Annotated in this window: 19 protein-coding genes; 8 read left to right on the forward strand and 11 right to left on the reverse strand. The window is 72.1% G+C overall.

The window, feature by feature from the left end:
* The first annotated feature begins 113 nt into the window (after positions 1-113).
* Entirely contained in the window at positions 114-959 is an 846-nt protein-coding gene (locus EDD29_RS38870) for an SRPBCC domain-containing protein (RefSeq protein WP_123669173.1), read from the forward strand.
* Here the strand turns inward: EDD29_RS38870 and EDD29_RS38875 are convergent, their stop codons facing one another.
* From EDD29_RS38875 to EDD29_RS38890, 4 genes are all read right to left on the reverse strand, one after another.
* Positions 960-4304 carry a bifunctional glycosyltransferase/CDP-glycerol:glycerophosphate glycerophosphotransferase gene (locus tag EDD29_RS38875; protein ID WP_123669174.1) on the reverse strand — a complete coding sequence of 1115 codons (3345 nt, stop codon included), beginning with the start codon at positions 4302-4304 and terminating at the stop codon, positions 960-962.
* Positions 4301-7468: a bifunctional glycosyltransferase/CDP-glycerol:glycerophosphate glycerophosphotransferase gene (locus EDD29_RS38880; RefSeq protein ID WP_123669175.1), complete on the reverse strand. Its 3168-nt coding sequence runs from the start codon at positions 7466-7468 to the stop codon at positions 4301-4303. Before EDD29_RS38880 ends, EDD29_RS38875 begins: the two co-directional genes overlap by 4 nt.
* 1 nt (position 7469) lies before the next feature.
* Positions 7470-9026, reverse strand: a complete 1557-nt coding sequence (locus EDD29_RS38885) for a CDP-glycerol glycerophosphotransferase family protein (protein ID WP_148086243.1) — start codon at positions 9024-9026, stop codon at positions 7470-7472.
* A 209-nt stretch (positions 9027-9235) separates the two neighbouring features.
* Positions 9236-10159 carry a hydrogen peroxide-inducible genes activator gene (locus EDD29_RS38890; protein ID WP_123669177.1) on the reverse strand — a complete coding sequence of 308 codons (924 nt, stop codon included), beginning with the start codon at positions 10157-10159 and terminating at the stop codon, positions 9236-9238.
* 99 nt (positions 10160-10258) lie between these two features.
* Between EDD29_RS38890 and EDD29_RS38895 the strand changes: the two genes are divergently transcribed.
* Both EDD29_RS38895 and ahpD read left to right on the forward strand, forming a co-directional pair.
* Positions 10259-10813 carry a peroxiredoxin gene (locus tag EDD29_RS38895; RefSeq protein WP_123669178.1) on the forward strand — a complete coding sequence of 185 codons (555 nt, stop codon included), beginning with the start codon at positions 10259-10261 and terminating at the stop codon, positions 10811-10813.
* Between the two features lie 2 nt (positions 10814-10815).
* Positions 10816-11352, forward strand: coding sequence for an alkylhydroperoxidase, AhpD family (ahpD, locus tag EDD29_RS38900; RefSeq protein WP_123669179.1), 537 nt, complete (start codon positions 10816-10818; stop codon positions 11350-11352).
* Between the two features lie 87 nt (positions 11353-11439).
* Here ahpD and EDD29_RS38905 read toward each other — a convergent pair whose 3' ends face one another.
* Genes EDD29_RS38905 through EDD29_RS38920 form a run of 4 tightly spaced genes read right to left on the reverse strand, consistent with a single transcriptional unit; the run spans position 11440 to position 15367 of the window.
* Positions 11440-12642 (reverse strand): alcohol dehydrogenase catalytic domain-containing protein, encoded by a 1203-nt coding sequence (locus tag EDD29_RS38905; RefSeq protein ID WP_123669180.1) that lies wholly within the window; start codon positions 12640-12642, stop codon positions 11440-11442.
* A complete protein-coding gene (locus tag EDD29_RS38910; RefSeq protein WP_123669181.1) occupies positions 12639-13511 on the reverse strand; it encodes an ABC transporter permease in 873 nt (290 codons plus the stop codon). Before EDD29_RS38910 ends, EDD29_RS38905 begins: the two co-directional genes overlap by 4 nt.
* A complete protein-coding gene (locus EDD29_RS38915) occupies positions 13508-14290 on the reverse strand; it encodes an ABC transporter ATP-binding protein (RefSeq protein ID WP_123669182.1) in 783 nt (260 codons plus the stop codon). The genes EDD29_RS38910 and EDD29_RS38915 overlap by 4 nt, the downstream gene beginning before the upstream one ends.
* A gap of 3 nt (positions 14291-14293) precedes the next feature.
* The gene (locus EDD29_RS38920; protein WP_123669183.1) at positions 14294-15367 is read right to left on the reverse strand and encodes an ABC transporter substrate-binding protein; all 1074 of its coding nucleotides are present in this window, start codon (positions 15365-15367) and stop codon (positions 14294-14296) included.
* Positions 15368-15568: 201 nt separating this feature from the next.
* Between EDD29_RS38920 and EDD29_RS38925 the strand changes: the two genes are divergently transcribed.
* Positions 15569-16102, forward strand: a complete 534-nt coding sequence (locus tag EDD29_RS38925; RefSeq protein ID WP_123669184.1) for a MarR family winged helix-turn-helix transcriptional regulator — start codon at positions 15569-15571, stop codon at positions 16100-16102.
* Positions 16103-16277: 175 nt separating this feature from the next.
* On the opposite strand, the gene EDD29_RS38930 is transcribed toward EDD29_RS38925, so the two are convergent.
* A complete protein-coding gene (locus tag EDD29_RS38930; protein ID WP_123669185.1) occupies positions 16278-17753 on the reverse strand; it encodes an aldehyde dehydrogenase in 1476 nt (491 codons plus the stop codon).
* Between the two features lie 135 nt (positions 17754-17888).
* Here EDD29_RS38930 and EDD29_RS38935 point away from each other — a divergent pair, with 135 nt between their 5' ends.
* Together EDD29_RS38935 and EDD29_RS38940 are read left to right on the forward strand one after the other, a co-directional pair.
* Positions 17889-18602, forward strand: a complete 714-nt coding sequence (locus tag EDD29_RS38935; protein WP_123669186.1) for a DNA alkylation repair protein — start codon at positions 17889-17891, stop codon at positions 18600-18602.
* Positions 18603-18783: 181 nt separating this feature from the next.
* Complete coding sequence (locus tag EDD29_RS38940) at positions 18784-19458, forward strand: DedA family protein (RefSeq protein WP_123669187.1); 675 nt, start codon at positions 18784-18786, stop codon at positions 19456-19458.
* Positions 19459-19597: 139 nt separating this feature from the next.
* On the opposite strand, the gene EDD29_RS38945 is transcribed toward EDD29_RS38940, so the two are convergent.
* Entirely contained in the window at positions 19598-20587 is a 990-nt protein-coding gene (locus EDD29_RS38945) for a zinc metalloprotease (protein ID WP_123669188.1), read from the reverse strand.
* A 188-nt stretch (positions 20588-20775) separates the two neighbouring features.
* Between EDD29_RS38945 and guaA the strand changes: the two genes are divergently transcribed.
* Positions 20776-22335 carry a glutamine-hydrolyzing GMP synthase gene (guaA, locus tag EDD29_RS38950; RefSeq protein ID WP_123669189.1) on the forward strand — a complete coding sequence of 520 codons (1560 nt, stop codon included), beginning with the start codon at positions 20776-20778 and terminating at the stop codon, positions 22333-22335.
* 3 nt (positions 22336-22338) lie between these two features.
* Here the strand turns inward: guaA and EDD29_RS38955 are convergent, their stop codons facing one another.
* Entirely contained in the window at positions 22339-22968 is a 630-nt protein-coding gene (locus tag EDD29_RS38955; protein ID WP_123669190.1) for a TetR/AcrR family transcriptional regulator, read from the reverse strand.
* 184 nt (positions 22969-23152) lie between these two features.
* On the opposite strand from EDD29_RS38955, the gene EDD29_RS38960 reads away from it, so the two are divergent.
* On the forward strand, positions 23153-24715 hold the full coding sequence (locus EDD29_RS38960) for a succinic semialdehyde dehydrogenase (RefSeq protein WP_123670958.1): 1563 nt from the start codon (positions 23153-23155) through the stop codon (positions 24713-24715).
* Positions 24716-24726: the final 11 nt, after the last annotated feature.

Raw genomic sequence — 24726 nt, forward strand, 5'->3', positions numbered from 1 at the left:
CCCGCGTCATGCGATCTCCCGCACATCCGGCCGTGGCGGCCTCCTCCGGGGCGGTCCCTGTGACAGCCGATCCCCCAGCGCCGTAGGGTTTCGCGCGAGAGCAGGGAGGTCCCATGGAATTCGCCACCGAGTTCGCGCTCACCGCCGACGCCGAGACCGCCTGGCGCGCCCTTCTCGACGTCCCGCGGATGGCCCCGCTGATGCCGGGCGTCGTGCTGGACGACACGGCGGACGCCGAGCACCGCGGCAGGGTCAAGATCAAGTTCGGCGCGACCACGATCACCTTCAAGGGCACGGTCCGCACCGCGGTCGTCGACGATCTCACCCGCACCGCGATCCTCGAGGCCACCGCCCGCGAGGCCCGCGGCCCCGGCACCGCGGAGGCCACCTTCCAGGCCACGGTCCTGCCCGCCCCCACCGGCTCCCGCGTCCTCCTCAACACCCGCGCCACCCTCACCGGCCGCGCCGCCACCATCCCCGCCCCCCTGCTCACCGAGACCTGCGCCAAACTCCTCACCCGCTTCGCCGCGGCCCTCTCCACCGCCCTCACCGACGCCCCGACCCCCCTCGACCCCGAGCCCCTGGACGCCCCCGAGGCCCCGGACGAGCCCACGACCCCCGTCTCGGAGTCCCCGGACGAGCCCACGGACGTCCCCGAACCCGAAGTCCCGGACGCCCCCGAACCCACCCGGAAAGCCCCGGACGAGCCCTCGGCGTCCGAGCCCGAGCCGATCCCGGCCGCGCCCGAGGACCTGGGACCACCCGCGGCCCCCGCCGCCGAGGACGACGGCGGGAAGGATCCCGAGCCCGTCGAAGCCCTCTTCGCCGAGGGCATCGGGGCGCTCGGCGCGGGGCCCGAGGAGCGGGGGACGGTGCTGCGGCGGGTGCTGCCGGTGCTGGCCGTCGTGCTCGCGGTGGTCGTGGTGGTGCGGGCCGTGGTGCGGCGGCGCGGGAACTGATCAGTCGGCGAGCAGGCGGTCGGCCGCCTGGCGGGCCGCGGCGCCGGTCTCGGCGGCGGTGAAGCGGGCGGCGAAGGCGCGGATCGCGTCCCGGTGGGCGGCGGCGACGTCGTCCAGCGCGCTCAGCGCGTCGACCAGTTCCGCCGAACCGCGCACGACGGGGCCGGGGACGGTCTCCTCGTAGGGCAGAAGGAAGCCCGGCTGCTTCCCGTGCCCGGCCAGGTCGTGCGGGTGGAAGACCATCGGACGGCCGGTGAGCACGTAGTCGAACATGATCGAGGAGTAGTCGGTCACCAGCACGTCGGCGATCAACAGCAGGTCGGTCATCTCCGGATACCAGCCGACATCCCGGACGAACGAGTCGTTCCGCAGGCCGACGCCGCCCGTGCCCGGGTGCGCCCGGACCAGCAGCACGTGGTCGCGGCCCAACCGCGCCCGCGCCTCCTCAAGGTCGATCCGCAGGTCGAAGCGGGCGACGCTGCCCCGTGTCTTCCCGGCCCGCCGCGCGGGCGCGTAGAGCACGATCCTGCGGTCCGCGGGCAATCCCAGCCGCTCCCGGACGGACGCGGCGCGGGCCGCCGCGTCCGGCGCGAAGAGCGCGTCGTTGGCGGGCGAGCCGATCTCCAGCACCTCCCCCGTGTGCCCGAGGCCCGCGCGCAGCAGCGCCGACGCCCCCGAGCCCGGCGACAGCAGCACGTCCGCCTGGGCGCCCGGCGCCTCGGCCGGACGGCACAGCGGCGTGCCGGGCCCGGTCCGCAGCCAGGTCCTGCCCTCCGCGGGCAGGTGCCACGGCTGCGGCGCCGCGTCCGTGACGACGTGCCGCGCACGGGCGAGCAGCCGGTACGCCTCGCGGGTCCCGGTTCCGACGACCCGGGCCCCTTCGGGCACGACGAACCGGTCGTCGGAGCTGAGCCAGACGAGGTCGAGCCCGGTGCCGCGGCCGCGCAGCTCCTCGAACACCGCGCGCGGCCCGCCCGCGCAGGTCGCCCCGCGCCCGCTGAGGAACACCGCGGCGTCGAGCACGGGTTCCGTCCGGTACCTGGGGTAGTCGACCTCGCGGAGCATCCGCTGGGCGTAGGGGCCGCGTTCGTCGGCGGCGAGGGCCCGGCTCGCGTGCAGCCGGAGCCCTTCGCCGTAGGTGGGCCGGTAGACGCGCCGCCCCGCCCTGAGCTCCGGTGGCAGCACCGGCAGCAGCCGCCGTTCCAGGACCACGGGCCGCTCGGTGTCCCCGGTGACCGCGAGCAGCTCCCAGGTGCCGCCCGCGAGCGGCGCCGCACCGAGCGGGCCCGGCAGGGCGGCCGGGTCGAAGGCGATCCGGAAGGCGGGCCCCGACCAGCGCACGTCGAGCCGGTGCCTGTCGTGCCCGCAGCGCAGCACCACCTCGGCGGGCTCCGGCGCGCCGGGCGAACGCTCCCCCTGGAGCACCAGCGCGCCGTACTCCCAGCGCAGGTCGGTGACGGTCAGCCCGGCCGGCCTGACGACGACGGCGGCGGCCCCGTACCGGGTCCGGGTGACGGCGAGCTCGGTGCCCCCGTCGGCCCAGCGGACCTCCGCGACGGACGGCTCCACGAGCGGCGTGATCTTCTGGTCGTCGGCGGCGATCCGCAGCTCCCACTGGGCGCCGCCGGAGAACACCTCGGTGCGCGAGGTGTTGAGCTTGGCCAGGGGCACCTCGGCGGTGAAGATCTGGCCTTCGCGCCGCATCGGGAACGCGATCCGCCGCGCCCCGCACGTCGCGATGAGCGCGGCCTCGCCTTTCGCGGAGACCCAGCCCCGCACCGTCAGCAGCCCTTCTGGCGTGATGGACACGGACGTCACGAGGGACCGCACCCGCCGCACCCGGACGAACAGCCCTTCGTCGTCGTACATGGCCTGCGCCCGGAACCCGACCCCTACGTTGAGGTACGGCGTCCAGGAGGCGCGTCCCGCGGCGGGCCGGTTGAGGGGCGCGCTCCGCTTGAGCCCGCCCGACGACAGCTCCACCACGATCCGCCAGTCGCCGCGCGGCAGCACCGGGATCTCCAGGATGAACCCCGACTCGGCGTGGCTGACCGCGGACTGCCCCGACTCCACGGTGGCCTCCGGGGCGAGCACCCTGCGCAGCACGCAGCGCTGCCGCTTCCCCGTCTTGCCTTCGACGGCCCAGGCCCGCATCCGGTCGTCGGGCTTCGTCTGGATCCTGGCGATATAGGCGTACCCCTCGATGCACAGGAGGTCGCCGTCCCACCAGACGTCCTTGACCCGGGTGCTGAGCGCCAGCTCCGACGTCACGTCGTACACGTCGTCGGGGACCGCCACTTCCGTGTCGCGCAGGAAGGGGTAGTCGGCGAGCCAGCGCCGCCGCAGCCGGCCATAGGGCCGGACGGGCGCGGAGCCCGCTTCGCGCTCGAACCTGAGCACCTCGCCGAGTTCGGGGAGCAGCCCTCGGCCGAGCAGGTGGTTGCGCAGCCTGGCGTAGGCGGGCAGGTCGCGGCCCGCGCCCTCGTCCAGGCCGCCGACGAACTCCCGGATCCGCGCGGCGGCCTCGGCGTCGCCGGACGCGTCGATCGCCCAGGCCAGCTTCGGCAGGTCGAACTCCAGGGTGAACCGGTCGAAGGCGGGCAGCGCGGCGGCCGCCTCGGCGGCGATCACCGCGCGCATCTCGCGCAGCACGGCGAGCCGGTCCCAGGCGTTGGCGGGCTCGCCGGACCGTTCGGTGATCGACGCCTCGCCCGCGTCGCGGACCCGCCACAGGTAGACCGGCCCGCTCAGCACGTCGACGCTCCTGGCCCGGACGTGCGAGCGCAGTGCGACGGGGATGTCCTCGTACAGCCCGGCGGGGAAGGCGAGCCCGGCGCGGTCCCAGAACGCGCGGCGCCACACCTTGTTCCACACGATCCGGTCGGCGACGAGGTCGGGGAACCGGCTGATGTGGGTGGCGAGCCTGTCGTCGGCGAACGCGGCCCGGTGCAGCTCGGAGTGCCGGACGCCCCGGTTGCCGAACCGGCGCAGCCCGCCGGACGCGAGGTCGGAGCCCGTCCGGTCGAGGGAGCCGATGAGGCTGCTGTAGGCGTCGCGGTGGACGAGGTCGTCGCCGTCGACGAAGGCCAGGAGCTCGCCGCGCGCCTGGGAGACGCCGAGGTTGCGGGCGGGTCCCGGCCCCTGGTTCTCCTGCTGGATCAGGGTGAAGCGCCGGTCCCGCTGGGTGTAGGACTTGGCGATCACCGCGCTGCCGTCCGTGGAGCCGTCGTCGACCATGATCACCTCAAGGTCGGTGAAGGTCTGCGCGGCCAGCGAGTCCAGGCACGCGGGCAGGTAGCGCTCAACGTTGTAGATCGGGACGACGACGCTCAGCCGAGGGCTCATCGGGCCTTCCTCTTGCGTTTCTTGCGGGACACGCCGAAGACCCGGTCGTCGCGGGGCCGGTCGAACACCCTGCCGAGCACCCGCGCCGAGGCGAGGCCGTCGTCCAGGGGGCAGAACCGGGCCGCGAACCCCGCGCTGGAGCCGCACGGGTCGCGCAGCGCCGCGGCGAGGTCGCCGAGGTCGTCGAGCACGGGCCCCGGCCCTTCCAGGACGACGTCGAAGTATTTGCGGTGCCAAACGGGGCGGTGGCAGTACACGGGACGGCCCGTGACGGCGAAGTCGAACATCAGCGCCGACACCCCGGTGACGAGCAGGTCGGCGGCCAGGCACAGGTCGGTGGGGTCACGGTCGGCGGCGGCGAGGAACACCGTGCCGGGCTCCACCTCAGCGCGAAGGGCGGCCACGTCGAGCGCGCGGTCGTGCAGGATGACGCGGGCGTCGGAGGGCAGCCCGAGCCTTGCCCGTGCCGCCTTGGACGCCTCGGTGAGGTCGAGCGCCGCGAGCACGTCGTTGCGCGGGTACCCCGACTCCACGATCGGCCCGTCGTATTCGAAGGCGTTGCGGAGGATCTGGGTGCTGTAGGCGTTCGGCGAGACCAGGTGGTCCCACTGGGCGACGTCGGCGGCGATCCGCTCCTGCCGGGCGGCCTCGGCGAAGCCGCGCGGCTCGCGCGGATCGAATCCGAGCCCGGCGAGCGGCGCGCCGTGCCAGGTCTGGACGTACACCTGGCCTTCGCGCTTGCGGAACCACTCGGGCATGAGCCCGTCGCCGACCACCCACCGGGAGGTCGCCAGGGCGGCGTAGTGCTCGGCGCTGTCGCGGACCACGCAGTCGGCTCCGTCGGGGACGGCGAAGGAGGCGTCCCGCGCGATCCACAGGAGGTCGAGGTCGGGACGGCGCTCACGCAGCGCCTCGTAGAGCGCGCGCGGGCTTCCGGAGCAGCGGGTGCCCTCGCTCGCCTCGAACACCACCCGGTCGAACAGGGGCCTGCCGCGCAGCCGCGGGTAGTGCTGCTCGGCGAGCCTGCGCTGGTGGAAGCCGCCGCGCTCCTCGTCGCGCAGGCCCGGCCTGATCCGCAGCCGCAGGCCGTCGCGGGCGGTGACGCGCAGGTCGTATTCGGCCCTGCCGCAGCGGCGGGGCCCGGGGAGGCGCCCCGCGGCGGCCCGGTCGATCGTGGCGGCGGTGCCCTCGACGTCGACGAGGTCCCACTCGCCGCCGCGGATCGGGACGAGCTCGGTGTACCGGACGGGCACGTCGCCGTCGGCGTCGCAGGGCAGCGCGCGCAGTTCGCCGGTGCCGGTGTGCCGCAGCCAGAGGCCCGTGCCCAGGTCGCCGGACAGCAGCACGCCGGTCGCGCCCTCGGGTTCCGCGCGCAGGACCCGCGGCCCCGCGGGGCGCCTGGCGAGCGCGAGCAGGCCGTCCTCGTCGCGGCGCAGGACGAGCCCGCAGGACGCGACGGGCGGCAGGTCGCCCGCGGTCAGCGGCGCCGAGCCGAGCCGGAGCGGCAGCTCGCCCGTCCCCGCGGAGCCCCCCAGGACGGCGAGGGGCACGCGGGCGCGGAACCCGTCCTCACCGGTGAGCTCCAGCGGCGCCTCCGCGGATCCGGCGAGCAGCGGGAAGTCCTCCTCGGGCGACCAGCCGGTGAGGACGAGGTCGCCGTCCTCGACCGAGCAGCCGGTGACCAGGGCGCGCAGCGGGCGGACCCGCAGCGCGAACGTGCCGGCGCACACCGGCTGCGCCCACAGGCCGGCGCCGACCCGGACGCCCGCCGGGTGGGCACGGCGCAGGTCGGCGGGCCCCGCGACGAACGCGGTGCGCCGGACGCCGCGGTGCGCGAACACCGCCTCGAGCCGCCACTCCCCCGGGTCGAGCCTTGCCGCGTCGACGATCGCCGCGAACCCCCCGCCCCGGTAGGCGGCCGCGGCCTGGGCGGACCGCGCGGTGAGGTCGGGCCGGTCGACGCGCTGGTGGTCGACGGGCACGCGGCGCCGGCCCCCGGCCTCCACGAGGGTCAGCCGGAGCTCGCCGTCGCCGGTGCCGGACAGGTCGAGCAGCTCGACGTAGGCGTGACCGGTGATCCGCAGCAGCGACCCGTGCACGTGCTCGACCTCGTCGACCCCTGCGGCGAACGTCATCTCCTGGGCCGCGCGCAGCAGTTCCTGCGGGACCCGGTTGTCGAAGAGCTGCGGGTAGTGGTGGTACCAGGTCCGCCAGAGGATGCCGCGTTGGATGACGCCCGCGCGGGTGCCCCAGGCCTGCTCGTACCTGGTCACCTCGAGGAATTCCTCGAGCAGGCCCTCGGCCGTCAGATGGCAGCGCATCCGGTGCGCGACGGGGCCGTGGTGGAACAGGTCGCGGGACACCGTGGACAGGTAGGCGTGCGCGGCCTCGAACAGGTCCTCCCTGCCCTCCTCCACCTGCGCCACGGCGTGCAGCAGCCCGGTGAGCTCGCCGATGACGGCGCTGCGGTCGAACTCGGCGCGCTGCCTCGGCGCGTGCGCCGCGAGGTGGGCCGACGCCTCGGCGAGCGCCCCGAGCAGCGCGACCGGATCCCGGCTGACGGGCGCGGGATGCCCGTGCACGAGGTCGGGGAGCACGTCGGTCCGGCCGGCGAGGGTGTGCGCGGCGGCCACCAGGAGGAGGTCGGCCTCCGGTCCGTCGCGGAAGGACAGCCCATGGCGGTCCCAGAACGATCTGCGGAAGACCTTCGCGCCCAGCGTGCGGTGGTGCAGGAGCAAAGGCTCGCTCTTCAGGCTGAGTTCCGTGCGGGCCGTCGTGAACAGGCCGTCGGGGTAGCGCACCCCTGCGGCCCTGCCCAGGGCCAGGTCGGATCCGGTCCTTTCCAGGGACGCCACGAGCGGCCCCGGAGAGACGAGGTCGCCCGGGTCGGCGAAAGCCAGGTAGGAGCCCGTGGCGTGGCGTACGCCGACGTTGCGCGGGGCCTCCCCCGCCTCGCCCCTGACGAGGGCGAACCGCTCGTCCGCGGCCGCGTACTCCTTGGCCACGGTGTCGGCGCCGTCAAGGGCGCCGGCGTCGACCATCACCACGCGCAACCCGGTCCCGTAGGTCCCGATCCCGGTCCCGGCCGCGGCCAAGGCGGCGAGGGTGTCGCCGAGCCCGTCGGAGGCCGTGAACGCGACGACCACGCTCAGCACGGGCGGCATGTCACATCCCCTTGAAGACGTGCTCGATCACCCGGCCGGAGGCGTCCCCGTCGTCGAACGGGCAGAACTCGGCCAGGAAGTCCTCCGCCGCGCCGTGCTCCACCCCGGCGCGCAGCGCGGCGACGACGTCGCCGGACGTGCGCAGCAGGGGGCCGGGGGACTTCTCCTCGAGGTCGAGGTAGAGGCCGCGCACCTCGTCGCGGTAGTGGTCCAGGTCGGGCGCGAACACCACGACGGGACGGCCGGTGCCCGCGAAGTCGATCATCGTCGATGAGTAGTCGGTCACCAGGACGTCGGCGGCCAGCAGCAGGTCGGCCATGTCCGGGTAGGCGGTCACGTCGCGCACGAAGCCGTCGGGGCGGGGCCAGCCGCCGCCCTTGCGGGCGTTGCGGTGCGCCCGGACGAGCAGGACATGGTCGCCGTCCAGGGCCCGGCGGGCGTCGGCGACGTCGAGGGCGAGGTCCTGCGCGGTCCCGGAGAAGCGCAGGTCATCACGCCAGGTGGGGGCGTACAGGACGACCTTCTTGTCTTCGGGGAGCCGGAGCCTGGCCCGTACGGCGGCAGCCCTCGCCTCCCGGTCCGGACGGTGCAGCGTGTCGTTCCGGGGATAGCCGACCTCCAGGACTTCTCCTTCGAAGCCGTACGCGCGGCGAAGGATCGGCGTCGCGTACGGGCTCGGCGAGATCAGGTAGTCCCATTGCGGCGTGTCTCCGCGGATGTGGGCGAACGCGGCCTCTCGCCGGTCGGGCAGCACCGCGATGTCGAAGCCGAGGTGCTTGACCGGGGTGCCGTGCCACGTCTGGAGGTAGGTCTGGCCCTCGCGCTTGCGGAACCACCGCGGCAGCCGCACGTTCCCGACGAGGTACCTGGCCCTCGCCATCACCTCGTAGTGGGCGCGGGAGCCCGCCAGCACGACCTCCGCGCCCGGCGGGGCGGCGAACTGCCCGTCGGCGCTGATCCAGACGAGATCGAGCCCGAGGTCACGGCGGAGCAGCTCGTCGTGGATCGCCCGGGGGTTGCAGGACGCGGCCCGGCCGCTCATCGAGTCGAAGACGACCAGGTCGAGCAGCGGGAGCGCCCTGCGGCCCGCGTAGTGCCCCGACTGAAGGCGTTCCTGGGCGCGCGGGCCCCGCTCGTCGGGCGCGTGGTGCGCGGCGACCGACAGGAAGAACCGGGTGCCGCGCTGGACCGGGGTGAACACGTGAAGGCCGTCGACCCGCTTCTGCGGCAGGCGCCTGCCCGTCCAGCGGGCGTCGCGCAGCTCCCATTCGCCGCTGGCGAGCGGGATCTCCTCCCCGAAGGACAGGATGCGCGTGCAAGGCACCCGGACGCCTTCCGCGGTTCCCGGGACGGTCACCTCACGCCCCGTCCGGCGGTGCCGTAGGACAAGGCTCTGGGGGACACGGGAACCGGTCAGAAGGAGGTCGCCCTCGGCCGTCCAGGCGGCCTGGTCGATCCGGAACTCGGCGCGGCCGTGCTCCTTGAGCCGGGCCAGGGCCCGCCGGGCGGGGGCCGGCACATGGGCGGACGACCAGCGCAAAAGCCTAAGGACGGGCACGGACACCTCTCCTATCCCCACTCAACGTCATGATCAGCGCACAGAAAGTAACAACACGATGGCCGACCCGCCACCGTGAGTCACCGGGGCGCAGGCTTGGCCATGACGCTCAGCATGGTCACATTGCGCACCCGCTGCTCACGTTGAGTGAGTAGATGGAGGTCCCTTGACGCAATCTTGAGGTTGCGCCCGCCTCATGATCCGCCCGGTCAGGCGGCTATGTGGACTTTCCAATCCTTGTCCCGCACCGCGCGGCGCATCGTGGCGGCGAGCAGGCCGAACTCCTCGGCGCGCGGCGACGTCGCCCGGTGGATGAGCCCGATGCGGCGGGAGGGCGCGGGCTGGGCGAAGCGGTGCAGGGCCATGCCCGACCTTCCGGACTCCACGGGTACCGCGGACTCCGGCAGCAGGGTCACGCCGAGCCCGCCGGACACCAGCTGCACCAGCGTGGCGAGGCTTGTGGCGTAGGTGGCCGCGGCGGCCTTGGCGCCGACCTCCCGGCACACCTCGAGCGCCTGGTCGCGCAGGCAGTGCCCCTCGTTGAGCAGCAGCACGTCGAGGTCGCTCAGCACCTGGCGCTCCACCGGCTCGACGATCTCCAGGCCCCACGGCGCGGCGAGGACGAACTCCTCGCGGTACAGCTCCTGCTCGACGATCCCGGGGACGGTCACCGGAAGCGCGAGCACTACCACGTCCAGGCGGCCGGCGAGGAGTTCTGTGACGCAGATCGCCGTCTGCTCTTCCCGTACAGAAAGCTCAATGTCGGGAAAATCACAATTAAGAGCGGGGAGAAGGGTCGGCAGCAAATAGGGCGCGACGGTCGGAATGACCCCCAGCCGCAATGGTCCGGCCAAAGGTCCCTTGTCCGCGGCGACCTCTTCTGCCATGCGGTCGAGTTCGGCGAGTACGATCGCCGCCCGGCGCGCCACGATTTCGCCCGCGGGGGTCAGCAGGACCTTGCGTGTGGTGCGTTCCACAAGCCGGGTGGCCAGGGTGTCCTCCAGCGCGGCCACCGCCGCCGAGAGGGAGGGCTGGCTCATGCGCAGCGCGGCCGCGGCGTCCCGGAAGTGTAGATAGTCCGCTACAGCGAGAAACGCCCTCAATTGGGCGATCGTCGGACGGCTGATAGCCAACTCCTATCAAGAAACCACTGTTCCCTCGATTTCTCACATGACGATACCTGCGGGATGCTGGGCGGCAGTCACCGACCCCATTTCGACCTTGGAGGGCCCATGCTCAGCATTGGCGACCAGTTCCCGGCCTACTCTCTGACGGCCTGCGTCTCCCTCGACGCCGACAACGCCTTCGAGACGATCACCGAGAAGTCCTACGAGGGCAAGTGGCGCGTGGTGTTCTTCTGGCCGAAGGACTTCACCTTCGTCTGTCCCACCGAGATCGCCGAGTTCGGCCGCCTCAACGAGGAGTTCGCCGACCGCGACGCGCAGGTGCTCGGCGCCTCCGTCGACAACGAGTTCGTGCACTACAACTGGCGCAAGAACCACCCCGACCTGACCGACCTGCCCTTCCCGATGCTGTCGGACCTGAACCGCGAGCTCGCCTCCGAGCTGGGCATCCTCACCAAGGACGGCGTCGCGCAGCGCGCCACCTTCCTGGTCGACCCCGACAACGAGATCCAGTTCGTCATGGTCACCGCGGGCTCCGTCGGCCGGAACGTCAAGGAGGTCCTGCGGGTCCTCGACGCCCTCCAGTCCGACGAGCTGTGCCCCTGCAACTGGAACAAGGGCGAGGGCACCCTCGACGCCGGCAAGCTCCTCGCGGGCGCCTGAGCATGAGCATCGACGACCTCAAGTCCGCCCTCCCGGCGTACGCCAAGGACATCAAGCTCAACCTGGGTTCGGTGACCACCACTTCCCAGCTGACCGAGCAGCAGCTCTGGGGCACCGTCCTCAGCTGCGCCCTCGCCACCAAGAGCGGCCGGGTCATCGCCGCCGTCTCGGCCGAGGCGGGCGACTACCTCACCGCCGAGGCGTTCGAGGCGGCCAAGGGCGCCGCCGCGATCATGGCGATGAACAACATCTACTACCGGGCCACGCACCTCATCGGTGACGAGACCTACGCGACCCTCCCGGCGAAGCTGCGCATGAGCATCATCGCCAAGCCCGGCGTCGACAAGATCGACTTCGAGCTGTGGTGCCTCGCCGTCTCGGCGATCAACGGCTGCGGCCGCTGCCTGGAGTCCCACGAGAAGGTGCTGCGCGACGGCGGCCTGTCCCGTGAGCTCATCCAGGAGGCCCTCCGCATCGCCGCCGTGGTCAACGCCACGGCCGCCGTGCTGGAGTCGGAGTCCGCGCTCACCGCGGTCTGACGACCCCGGCCCGAAGGCCCAGCGCCTTCGAAGGCCCCCGCCACATCGTGGCGGGGGCCTTCGTCGTCGTGGTGCGGAGAACGCCCGTCAGGGGACGAGCACGAACTTGCTGCTCGCGCCCGCCGCCGACCGCGCGTAGGCCGCCGCGCCCTGGTCGAGGGGGATCTCGGTGGCGCGGACGATCTCGCCGATGCCGAAACCGCCGAGCAGCACCGCGGTGGCCAGGTCGTCCTGGTAACCGCGGGCGGGGGTGGCCCCGGACGTCACGGTGATGGCCTTGGACCAGACGCCGCCGAGCCAGACGCCCAGCGACGGCCGGGCCCCGGGCGTCCCCGCCGAGTAGACGCCGGGCACGGCGACCGCCCCGCCCGGACGGACCACCCCGATGATGTCGTTGAGCGCCCGCGCGCCGGGGGTGATCCCCTCCGCGCCCGCGTTCATGACCGCGGCGTCGGACGCGCCGACGCAGTCGATCCCGACGTCGACGTGCGGCACCCCGAGCACCTCGGCGAGCTTGTCGGCGAGTGCGCCGTCCGCCGCGAGGTCGGCCGTGGCGAACCCGACGGACCGCACGTGCGCGAGCCGTTCGGCGTTGAAGTCACCGACGACGACCGCGGCCGCGCCGAGCAGCCGGCAGGCCGCCGCCGAGGCGAGTCCGACCGGCCCCGCGCCCGCGACGTAGACGGTCGAGCCGGGGGCGACCCCCGCCGAGCGGGCGGCGTGGTAGCCCGTCGGCAGGATGTCTCCGATCATCGCGACGTCCAGCAGGCGCTCCCTGGCCTGGTCGGGGTCGGCGAAGACGTACAGGTTGAAGTCCGCGTAGGGGACGAGCGAGTACTCCGCCTGGAAGCCCGCCCAGCCGCCGAACGCCTCGCCCATCCCGTAGGTGGCGCCCGGACGCGCCGGGTTCGTGCCCTGGCAGTGCCCGGTGAGGCCCGCCCGGCAGTTCGCGCACCGCCCGCAGGCGACGTTGAACGGCACCGAGCACACGTCGCCGACCTTGACCCGCTGGACGTCCCGGCCGACCTCGACCACGACGCCGGTGAGCTCGTGCCCGAGGACCATGCCGGGCGCCGCACCCGGGTTGTGCAGGGTGTGCAGGTCGGACCCGCACACGCACGTCGCCAGCGTCCTGACGATCACCGCGTGGTCGCAGCGGCGCGGGAGCACGCCGGGAGCCGCCCGGGTCTCCAGGGCGGGCATCGGCGCCTCCCCCATCTCGGCCCTGTCCGGCCCGCCGAACACCACGGCCCGCTGGGTCCCGCGTGGTGACGCCGCGTCGCCGGTCACAGAGAGCCCGAGGCTTCGTGCGAGCGTCCGCCGCGCTTGCCGGGGACGAGGATCCGCTCCAGCAGCTCGACGATGACGAAGAGGACGAAGCCGACGACGGTCAGCCAGGCGATCGACGCGAACACCGTGAGGCTGTCCATGTCGCCGCGCGCGTTGATGAGCACCACGCCGAGGCCGGTGTCCGCGCCGACGAACTCGGCGACGACCGCGCCGACGACGGCGAGGGTGATGCCGACCTTGAGACCGGCGAAGATGCTCGGCAGCGCGAACGGCCAGCGGATCTTCCAGAACGCCTGCCACCGGCTCGCGCCCATCGACCGGACGAGCATCAGGCTCTCCGGCCGGGTGGCCCGGAAGCCGACCAGCGCGTCGATGACGACGGGGAAGAAGCAGATCAGCGCGACCATCAGCACCTTGGGCAGCTGGCCGAAGCCGAACCAGATGATGAACAGCGGCGCGATCGCCACCTTCGGCACCACCTGGGCGATGATCAGCAGCGGGTAGACCGCGCGCCGCACGATGTCGCTGTAGACCATGCCGACGGCGATCGGCAGCGCGACCAGCACGGCGAGCGCGAACCCGACGAAGATCGCGACCAGGGTCGGCACCGACTGCTCGGCGAACATGCCGAGGTCGCCGAACATCTTGACGACGACGTCACCGGGCGCGGGGAGGACGTATTCCTCCACGCCGCCGGAGGCGCACACCGCCTGCCAGATCCCGATGACGATCGCCACGAGGACCAGGGGCAGCACCCAGTCGGCGGCGCGGGATTCGAGGAAGCGCCTGCCCGCGGACCTGCCCTTGGGCTTGCCGACGGCCGCGCCGCCCGCCGCGTTCGTCCGCCGGACGTCCTGTGCGGTGCTCACTTGGGTTCCTCCCTCAGGACGCCGAGGTTCTCGAAGACGCCGCGGATCTCACCGACGAGGTCGGTGAACTCGCGGCCGGTCCGGGCGCTCAGGTGCCGGGGCCGCTCCAGCGGCACCCGGAACTCGGCGGCGATCCGGGCGGGGCGGGGCGAGAAGACCAGCACTCGGTCGGCGAGGAAGACCGCCTCGTCGATGCTGTGCGTCACGAAGACGACGGTCTTGCGGCGGTCCATCCACAGCCGTTGGAGGTCGATCTGGATCTGGTCACGGGTCAGCGCGTCGAGCGCGCCGAACGGCTCGTCCATGACCAGGATGTCCGGGTCGTGCAGCAGCGCGCGGCACAGCGCCACGCGCTGGCGCATGCCGCCGGACAGCTCGTCGGGGTAGTTGTCCTCGAACCCGGCCAGGCCGACCTGGTGCAGCAGCTCACGCGCGCGCTCTTCGGACGGGCCCTTGGGAGAGCGCCGGATCTCCGACTGGAGCAGCACGTTCTGCATCGAGGTGCGCCAGGGCAGCAGCTCCGCGTTCTGGAACACGATGCCGAGGTCGGTGTAGGGCTCGAGCACGGGCTCGCCCTGCACGCGCACCTCGCCCGAGGTGGGCTGGGTCAGTCCGGCGAGTGCCATGAGCAGCGTGCTCTTGCCGCAGCCGCTCGGGCCGACGATCGCGAGGAACTCCCCGCGCTCCAGCTCGAAGGACATCTCACTGACCGCGGTGACGGAGTCGAAGGACTTGGTGAAGCGGTCGAACGCGACGAAGGGGGCGGTCGCCGTTGCCATCGCCTACTCCTCACCCAGGGCGTCGGAACACTGCGACAGGAAGGCGTTGCTGGCCGCGCCCGCGGGGGTGACCGCGCCGGCCTCCACGCCCGCGTAGTCCTCCATCAGCTTGATGGTGCTCTCCCAGTCCGCGGTGGAGGTGCAGCCGAACGGCTCGTCCGCGGTCCGCGCGGAGGTGGCCAGCTTCGCGGTGGCGAGCCACTGCTCCTTGACGACCTCCTTGGACAGCGTGCTCGTCGTGGCGACCTTGAAGAAGGACTCGACGGCCGCGTCGGGGTCGGTGTTGGCGGCCTCCACGGCCTCCGCGGTCGCGGCGAGGAACTTCCGGACGGTCTCGGCGTTGCCGTCGAGGTACTTGTCGGAGGTCACGATGCCGGAGCTGAGCACGTCGAGCCCGGCGTCGCCGTAGCCGAGGGCGGTCAGCTCGCAGCAGTTGAGCGTCATGTTCGGCTCGGTGACGTTGAGCAGGCCGAAGCTGAAGTCGGTCTTGCCCTGCACGAACAGGCTGTCGCGGGTGGGGATGTCGACCTTGTTCAGCTTGACGGACTCGGGGTCGAGGCCGCTGATCTTGGCGAACGCCGGGAAGAGCGTCTCGGCGGCGGAGCCCGCGGTGTATCCGGCGGTCTTGCCCGCGAGGTCCTTGGCGCTGGTGATGCCGGAGTCCTTCCGGACGAAGACCGCCAGCGGGGAGGACTGCACCATGCCGGCGACCATCTTGAGCGGCATCTTCTTACCGACGGCCTGGACCAGCGCGCCCGCGTCGGCGTAGCCGATGTCGTCGGAGCCGTTGGCGACGGTCTGCAGCGTGGTGGCCGAGCCCTTGCCGGCGTTGAGCGTGACGTTCAGGCCGTGCTTCTCGAAGATGCCCTGCTCCACCCCGGCGACGAGGGGGAGGACCGAGCCGGTGAAGTACACGTCGGTCCGGACGTTGACCTTGGTCAGTCCGTTCGCGTCCTCGTTGGAGTCCGAGCCTCCGCAGGCCGACAGGGCGAGCGCCGCGGTCAGCGTCAAGGCGAGGCCGGGAAGCGCGCGGCGGACCAGGCGGCCCTTGGGCGGCGCGGCGAGAGAAGTGTGCATCGGTGACCTCTTTGAGAACTGGCCCGTCCGTCCATGACGGCGGTCGGGCGGGCGACGTCGCCGGGGGGCGGGGACGCGGCGCGATTACTTTAGAGTCAAGTATCTGGTTACAGGATTACTTGTGTCAAGATATCTTGGTTGCGCTATGATTCCGGACGGCTCCCCACGGATCCGCTTCGCCTCACCCCACGGGACTGTGCAATGGACGCGATCGGACAGGCACTCGACGACTGGCGCCGGGAACGGCCCGACCTCGACGCCTCCCCGATCGGGGTCTTCGGCAGGCTGCGCAGGGTCGCCGAGCTCTCGCGCCAGGACCTCGAGACGTTCCTCGCCCCGTACGACCTGACGCCCAAGTCCTTCGACGTGCTGGCCAACCTGCGCAGGGGCGGCGCCCCGTACCGCAAGACGCCGTCGGAACTCGCGGAGTCCTCGCTGCTGTCCAGCGGCGCGATGACCGGCCGGCTCGACAGCCTGGAGCGGCTCGGATTCATCCGCCGCAGCCCGCACCCGAACGACCGGCGCGTCATGTTCGCCGAGCTGACCCCGGCGGGCCTGGCGTTCATCGACGAGGTCTTCACGCACCACATGGCGAACGAGGACCACCTCCTCGGCACCCTCACCCCGGCCCAGCGCACTCAGATCGCCGACAGCCTGGTCATGCTCGAAGAGGCGATCACCGCCGCGGCCGAGAAAGCGCCGGCGCGGCGTCTGCGCCGGATCGCCAGGCCCTGACCGTCGGCACGGCGTCCGGGCGCGGGCCTCGGGCTCGCCTTCATCGACTTCCCCCTTCTGACCTGCGGATTCTCCGGCGCACAGGGTATGCGGGGACGCGAGCACTCGGCCGGGCGCCCAACCGCGACGGCCCGGCCGCCCCAGCGGGGACGACCGGGCCGCGGACTCGCGGGACTCACAGCGCCCAGGGCAGCGGCGCCTCGGTCAGCTCCCAGTACAGGCTCTTCTGCCGCATGTAGCCGAAGATCCCTTCGCGGCCCTTCTCCCGGCCGATCCCGCTCTCCTTCATCCCGCCGAACGGCGTGGTGACGCTGAACTGCTTGTACGTATTGATCCAGACGGTGCCCGCGTCGATCCGGCGGGCGACCCGCGCGGCCTTCCGGTAGTCCCGTGTCCAGATCCCGCACGCCAGCCCGTACACCGAGTCGTTGGCCTGCGCGACGAGGTCGTCCTCGTCCTCGAACGGCAGCGCGACGAGCACGGGCCCGAAGATCTCCTCCTGGCAGGTCTCCGCGTCGTTCGGCAGGCCCTCCAGGATCGTCGGCAGGTAGTACGCGCCCTTCTCGTACGCCTCCCCCTCGGGCGCCGCTCCGCCGCACAGCACCTTGGCGCCCTCCTTCCGGGCCCGGTCGACCATCGCGGCGACCTTGTCCCGATGCGCGTGCGCGACGAGCGGCGCGACCTGCGTGGCCGGGTCGTCGCCGGGGCCTACGCGCAGGCTCCGGGCGCGGTCCACGAGCGCGTCGACGACCTCCCGGTACACCGAGGCGTGCACGAACAGCCGTGATCCCGCGATGCAGCTCTGCCCGGAGGAGGAGAAGATGCCGAACAGCAGTCCCGCGAGCGTCTGCTCCAGGTCGGCGTCGGGGAACACGATCGTCGGGGACTTGCCGCCCAGCTCCAGCGAGACCGGCATGATCTTCTGCGCGGCGGCCGCGCCGATCGCCCGGCCCGTCGCGGTCCCGCCCGTGAAGGAGACCTTCCCGACGCCGGGGTGCCTGACGATCGCGTCACCGGTGACCGTGCCGGGGCCGGGCAGCACCGAGAGCAGGCCCGCGGGAAGCCCCGCGGCGTGGATGATCCGGCCGAGCCGGAGCGACACCAGCGGCGTCCACTCGGCGGGCTTGAGCACGACCGCGTTGCCCGCGGCGAGCGCGGGCGCGATCTTCTGCGCGTCGCTGGCGATCGGCGAGTTCCACGGGGTGATCGCGCCGACCACGCCGATCGGCTCGTGCACGCTCATCGTCAGATAGGTCCCGCGCGACGGCGTGACGGACTCCTCGACTGTCTCCAGGGCCGCGGCGAAGTACCGGAACGTGCCCTCGGCGCTGGCCACCAGCGCCCGGGTCTCGTTGATCGACTTGCCCGTGTCGAGGGTCTGCAACCGCGCGAGCTCCTCGGCGGCCGCGGCGATCCCGTCGGCGATCCGGACCAGGAACTTCGCCCGCTGGTGCGGCAGCAGGCCGCGCCACGCGGGATCCTCGGCGGCGGCCTTCCCCGCGCGCACCGCCTCGTCGACGTCCGCGGCGTCGGCACCGTGCAGGGCGGCGATCACCCTGCCGTCGACCGGGCTCCTCGACTCCACGAGCGGTCCCGCGCCGCGCCGCCAGACCCCGCCCACCAAGATCTCGTCCACGATGCCCTCGGCCATTTCAAGATCCCCTATCCCAAGTATCTTATTACTAAGATACTAGCCGCGGAGACGGGTCCGGGGCCACCGCCCGAGACCGTCCCGAAGTGTGCGAACCCTGGTTCGGCGCGCCCCGCGAGGGGCGAGACTCCTGGCATGGAGACGACACGGGAGATCGCGGCACGGATCTCCGCGGAGCTCGCCGCGCTAGGCACCCCCGAGCGGGCGGTCCAGGAGAAGCGGTACCTGAAGAGCTCGCTGGACCACTTCGGCGCGACCCTCCCGGCGACCCGGCGGGTCGCGGTGCGGGAGTCCGAGGGCATGTCCCGTGCGCGGCTGCTCGATCTCGTCGCCGAACTCTGGGACACGTCCGTGCACGAGCTGCACATGGCCGCCGTCGAGGCGCTCGCCCATCGCGCGGAGGCGCTCGACCGGCGCGACCTGCCCCTGGCCGAGCGGCTGATCCGGGAATCCGCGGGCTGGGCCCTCGTCGACCCCCTCGCCATCCAGGTCGTCGGGCCGATCCTCGGCGACGACCTCGCGCCGCTCGACCGCTGGATCACCGACCCCGACCTCTGGATCCGCCGCACCGCCCTGCTCGCGCACATCCCCCGCGCCCGCGCGGGCACCGCCGACCTCCCGCGGATCGCCGCCTACGCCGAGGCGGCCCTCCCGGAGAAGGAGTTCTTCATCCGCAAGTCACTCGGCTGGCTCCTGCGCGAGCTGACCCGCACCGAGCCCGGCTGGGTCGCGGACTGGGTCGCCGCCCATCTCCGGACGGCCTCCGGCGTCACCTTCCGCGAGGCGGTCCGCCGCCTCCCGGACGAGACCCGCGAGGCCCTCGTCCAGGCCCGCGCAACGCCCGCGTGAACCGCGGAAAGCGCCCACCGCGCGCCGCCCGCCGACTATCGTGTGGGCGAAACCACGCGAAACGGACGAAGATCCTTACGTTGTCCTGAAGTCCCTCTTCCCACCATGGAAGGATGACCGGGGGTCGGCGCGCGTCCGTCCAGCCCACCCGGTTCCCCGAGCACACCTAGGAGTCCAGCGCATGCACCTGTCGATCCTCGCCGCCCAGACGGACGTCCCGGCGGACGGCATCGCGGGCTGGGCCACCGACCTCATCCAGACGCTCGGCGGGCCCGGCGCGGGCCTCCTCATCGCCCTGGAGAACCTCTTTCCGCCGCTGCCCAGCGAGGTCATCCTCCCGCTCACCGGGTTCACCGCGGGCCAGGGCAAGCTGTCCCTCTTCGCGGCCCTGTTCTGGACCACGCTCGGCGCGGTCGTCGGCGCCGCGGTGCTCTACTGGATCGGCCGGGTCATCGGCCGCGAGCGGATGTACCGGGTCTGGGAGCGGATGCCGCTGGTCAAGGTCTCCGACCTGGAGAAGACCGAGGCCTGGTTCGCCAAGCACGGCACCAAGGCGGTGTTCTTCGGCCGGATGGTCCCGATCTTCCGGAGCCTGATCTCCGTCCCCGCGGGCGTCGAGAAGATGCCGATGCCGATCTTCCTGCTGCTGACGGCCGGCGGCAGCCTCATCTGGAACTCGATCCTGGTCCTCGCGGGCTACTGGCTCGGCGACCAGTGGCACATCGTGGAGACCTACGTCGGCGTCCTGTCCAAGGTCGTCCTGGTGATCGCGGTCATCGCCGTGATCGGCTACGTCGTCGTCCGCTTCCGCGGCCGCGGCAACGGGGCGCCCACCGCCAAGCACCGCGCCTCCTGACGGCCGGGGCACGCCCCGCCCCTCGAGACGACGAACGCCCGGGTCCCCCTGTAGGAGGGACCCGGGCGTTCCGCTGTCCGAAGGCCGCCCCGGAGTCCCCGGGAAGGGGCTCCGCCTCGGGCGGCCTACCGGCGACGCGCTACTTCTTGGTGGTGCGGTACTTCTTCCACAGGGCGCGGACGCGGTCGTTCTGACCCTTGGTGAACTCCGTCATGCAACCGTCGTTGCCGTAGTCCATGTAGTTGTGGATCGGGTCGAGGCCCTCCGACGGGCAGGTGTCCGGGATGGCGTCGTCCGCCGGGCAGCCGCCGGTCGGCACGCCCTGGTCCGGGGTGTCGGAGACGCGGTCGCCCGCGGCGCAGCCGTCCTGGTACGGGTAGTCGCGGCCGAAGGTGTGGTAGAGGCCCAGCCAGTGGCCGACCTCGTGCACCGCGGTGTCGCCGAGGTTGTAGTCGGTGAAGGCACCGCCCGGCAGCGACTTGTAGTGGACGACGGCGCCGTCGATCTTCGGGGCCTTCTTGGCCTCCCACGGGAAGTGGGCGAAACCGAGCAGCTCGTTGCCGAGGTCCGCGGTGTAGAGGTTCAGGGAGGCCTTGCCGCCCTTGTGCAGCTTCTTCTTGTAGGCCGACTCGTACTTGAGGGCGTTCTTGAACCAGGTCTTCTTGTTGGTGTAGTCGACCTTCTTCAGGAAGAAGTTGATCTTCAGGTTGTGGCCGCCCTCACCGGCCTTGTACGCCCGGTCCAGGATGGCGATCTGCTCGTTGATCGCCTTCTTGGAGAGCTTGCCCTGCTTCCCGTAGTGCAGCACGTGGAAGTAGACCGGGATGTGGATCCACTTGGTGGCGGCCCGCGCGTCGGACGAGCGGGACAGCAGGTTCTGCTTGGTCAGCTCGAACTGGATCGCGGCCTCGACCTTCGGGTCGACGGTGGCGTGCGGCTCCACGACCTTCGAGCCGTTGACGACGCGCGCGGAACTCGCGTCGGACGCCGGGCCCAGGTCTGCGCCGTAACACTCCACGGCGGACGCCGGCGCGGGCGCGGCGAGCGCCGTGCCGGACGCGAGCTGCGGGACGGAGGCGGTCGCCGCGACGGTCAGACCGAGCACGACGAGCTTCCCTACGCTCTTCACTTGGCTCCTCGGGGGGTCGGGATCGGGGGTTGGATCAGGGGGGATGCAAATCTACAAGACACGTCCGACACAATGCCGTGATTACTGACATACCTCGAACTGACTGTCCGGTTGACCACACTCTGCGTTCACCCAGCGTGGGGGGCATCTAGACTTAGTTGACTCCTCATTCCCGCGAAAGGTTCTCCGTGTCCGTCACCGAACAGTCGTTCGACACTGTTCTCGTCGTGGACTTCGGCGCGCAGTACGCGCAGCTGATCGCCAGGCGCGTCCGCGAGTGCCAGGTCTACAGCGAGATCGTCCCGTCGACCATGCCGGTCGCCGAGATGCTGGCGAAGCGGCCGAAGGCGATCATCCTGTCCGGCGGCCCCGCCTCGGTGTACGAACCGGGCGCGCCCGCCGCGCCGGAGGGCCTGTTCGAAGCCGGGGTGCCCGTCTTCGGCATCTGCTACGGCTTCCAGGTGATGGCCCAGACGCTCGGCGGTGTCGTCGAGCGCACGGACGTCGCCGAATACGGCCGCACCGACCTCGCCGTCGTCGAGAGCGGCTCCCTGCTCGATGGCCTGCCCGCCGCGCAGAAGGTCTGGATGTCGCACGGGACCTACGCCTCCCAGGCGCCCGAGGGCTTCACCGTCACGGCCACCACCGACGTCACCCCGATCGCCGCGTTCGAGAACCCCGAAGCGGGCTTCTACGGCGTTCAGTTCCACCCCGAGGTGCTGCACACCGAGCACGGCCAGACCATCATGCGGCGGTTCCTCGAGCTCGCCGGGGTCCGGTCGAACTGGACGATGGTCAACATCGCCGAGGAGTCGATCGAGGCGATCCGCCGCCAGGTCGGCGACCGGCGCGCGATCTGCGGCCTGTCCGGCGGCGTCGACTCCGCGGTCGCCGCGGCCCTGGTGCAGCGCGCCATCGGCGACAAGCTCACCTGCGTCTACGTCGACCACGGCCTCATGCGCAAGGGCGAGTCCGAGCAGGTCGAGAAGGACTTCGTCGCCTCCACCGGCGTCGACCTGCGCGTCGTGGACGCCGAGGAGCGGTTCCTCACCGCGCTCGCCGGGGTCACCGACCCCGAGGAGAAGCGCAAGATCATCGGCCGCGAGTTCATCCGCGTCTTCGAGGCCGCGGCCCGGGAGATCTCGACCGAGGGCGAGGTGGAGTTCCTGGTCCAGGGCACGCTCTACCCGGACGTCGTGGAATCCGGCGGCGGCACCGGCACCGCCAACATCAAGTCCCACCACAACGTCGGCGGGCTGCCCGACGATCTTCAGTTCGGGCTGATCGAGCCGCTGCGCGCCCTGTTCAAGGACGAGGTCCGCGCGCTCGGCGAGCAGCTCGGCCTGCCCGCCGAGATCGTCTGGCGCCAGCCGTTCCCCGGTCCCGGCCTCGGCATCCGGATCATCGGCGAGGTCACCCGCGACCGGCTCGACCTCCTGCGCGACGCCGACGCGATCGCCCGCGAGGAGCTGACCCGCGCCGGGCTCGACCGCGACGTGTGGCAGTTCCCGGTCGTGCTGCTCGCCGACGTCCGCTCGGTCGGCGTCCAGGGCGACGGCCGCACCTACGGGCACCCCGTGGTGCTGCGCCCGGTGAGCAGCGAGGACGCCATGACCGCCGACTGGTCGCGGCTGCCCTACGAGCTGCTGGAGCGCATCTCCACCCGGATCACCAACGAGGTCCGCGAGGTCAACCGGGTGGTGCTGGACATCACCAGCAAGCCCCCGGGCACCATCGAGTGGGAGTAGGGGCTACCGCCGGGGCTTAGGCCCCAGCACCAGCTCCATGCCACTGCGGTAGACCTCGGCCGGCACCCGGTCGGGGTCGAGCAGATGCTGGAGCGCGAGTCCCATCTCCATCGCCATGGCCAGGGTCGCGCGGCGCGCGGCCTCTTCGCCGGGCTCGGATCCGCCTCCCGCGGACGCACCGGGCCCGGCTTCGCCGTCTTCGGGCGCCTTGCCCTCCGGGCCGGTCCCGTCCCGGGCGGCGATCTTGCGGGCGATCTCGCGGCGCTGGTTCTCCGCCCACTCCGCGACCCGCCAGCCCGCGGCGCCGTCGCGCATGCCGTAGAGCCAGAACTCCGCGAGGAGCTGGGCGAGCAGCCGGTCCTCGTCCGAGGCGTCCAGCCATCTGCCGTGCAGCCGGGGGGCGCTGGTCACGCACTCGTCGAGCAGGGCGAGCACGAGGTCGGGCTTGCCCGCGAAGTTGGAGTAGACGGCCCCCTTGGTGAGGCCCGCGGTGTGCGCGACGTCGTCGAGGGCGGCCCCGTGGATGCCGCGTTCCGCGAACAGCTTCCGCGCCGCGTCCAGCAGCGCCTTCCGTGTCTGGAGCCGCCGGTCCGGCCGCCCCCTCCGCACCCTCTGCCCCGCCGCGCCTGTCATTCGCCGCTCCTCCCCAGAAGTCTCACCTTGAGATACACCGGGAGAGCTTGGTCGTTCCAGGCTTTACTGATGTGGACCGCTCCAAAGCGCTGCGATCATGTGTCCTGACCACACATGACCGGCCGGACATTGTTAGTTACTTGCGGGTATCCAAAGCTGTCCAGTCGGTCATATGCTGACGGCCATGGCAACCCAGACGGCTTCCCCGAGCCCCCTGTCCGACGCGGCCATCGCCAAGCTCACCGCCCTGGTGACCTCGGACGGGGGCAGCACCGTCATCAACGCGCCTTTCACCGGCGAGCCCCTCGCGGTGATCCCCACCTCGTCGGCCGAGGACGTGGAGAACGCCTACGCCAAGGCCCGCGCCGCGCAGCGCGCCTGGGCCGAGCTCAGCCCCGCCGAGCGGGCCGAGCCCGTCCTGCGCTTCGTCGACGCGTTCCTCGCCCGCCGCGACGAGATCCTCGACATCCTCCAGTGGGAGACCGGCAAGGCCCGGCGGCACGCCTTCGAGGAGTTCCTCGACGTCTCCCTCGGCTCCCTGTACTACGCGCGCAAGGCGCCGAAGCTGCTCGGCGCCAAGCGCCGCCAGGGCGCCTTCCCCCTGATGGTGAAGACCCGGGAGCTGCGCCAGCCCAAGGGCGTCATCGGGATGATCACCCCGTGGAACTACCCGATCAGCATGGGCGTCGGCGACACCGTCCCGGCCCTGCTCGCGGGCAACGCGGTCGTGCACAAGCCGGACACCCAGACCGCCCTGTCCGTGCTGTGGTGCGTCGCCCTGATGATCGAGTGCGGGCTGCCGAAGGACCTGTGGCAGATCGTCGCCGGCGACCCCGCCGAGATCGGCGACCCGATCATCGAGGCCGCCGACTACATCGCGTTCACCGGCTCCACCCGGGCCGGCCGCCAGATCGCCGCGAAGGCCGCGCCCCGGCTCATCGGCTACTCCCTGGAGCTCGGCGGCAAGAACCCGATGATCGTCCTTGAGGACGCCGACCTGAAGCTCGCCGCCCGCGGCGCCGTCCGGGCCTGCTTCTCCAACGCCGGGCAGCTCTGCATCTCCATCGAGCGGCTGCTCGTGCACGAGAAGGTCTTCGACGACTTCCTCGCCGCCTTCAAGGCCGAGACCGAGGCCATGAAGCTGGGCTCCGCCCTGGACTTCGACGCCCAGATGGGCTCGCTGACCCATCAGCGCCAGCTCGACACCGTCTCCGCGCACGTCGAGCAGGCCGTCGCCGCCGGGGCCACCCTCGTGGCGGGCGGCAAGGCGAGGCCCGACCTCGGCCCCCTGTTCTACGAGCCGACGATCCTCACCGACGTGACCACCGACATGGACCTGTGCGCGGGCGAGACCTTCGGCCCCGTCGTCAGCGTCTACCGGTTCGCCACCGAGGACGAGGCGGTCACCCGCGCCAACGACACCTCCTACGGCCTGAACGCCTCGGTGTGGACCCGCGACCTCGCCAGGGGCCGCCGCGTCGGCGCCCGCCTCCAGGCCGGGACCGTCAACGTCAACGAGGGCTACGGCGCCGCCATGGCCTCCCACGACGCGCCCATGGGCGGCATGAAGCAGTCCGGCGTCGGCCGCCGCCACGGCGCCGAAGGCATGCTCCGCTACACCGAGGCCCAGACCGTCGCCTCCCAGCAGTTCATGGAGCTCGACGCCCCCGCCAACGTGCCCTACGCGAAGTACGCCGACCTCCTCACCGGCGCCATCAAGACCCTCAAGCGATTCCACCTGAAGTAGAGAGGCCCCCG

This window comes from Actinocorallia herbida (assembly GCF_003751225.1).
Lineage (GTDB): Bacteria > Actinomycetota > Actinomycetes > Streptosporangiales > Streptosporangiaceae > Actinocorallia > Actinocorallia herbida.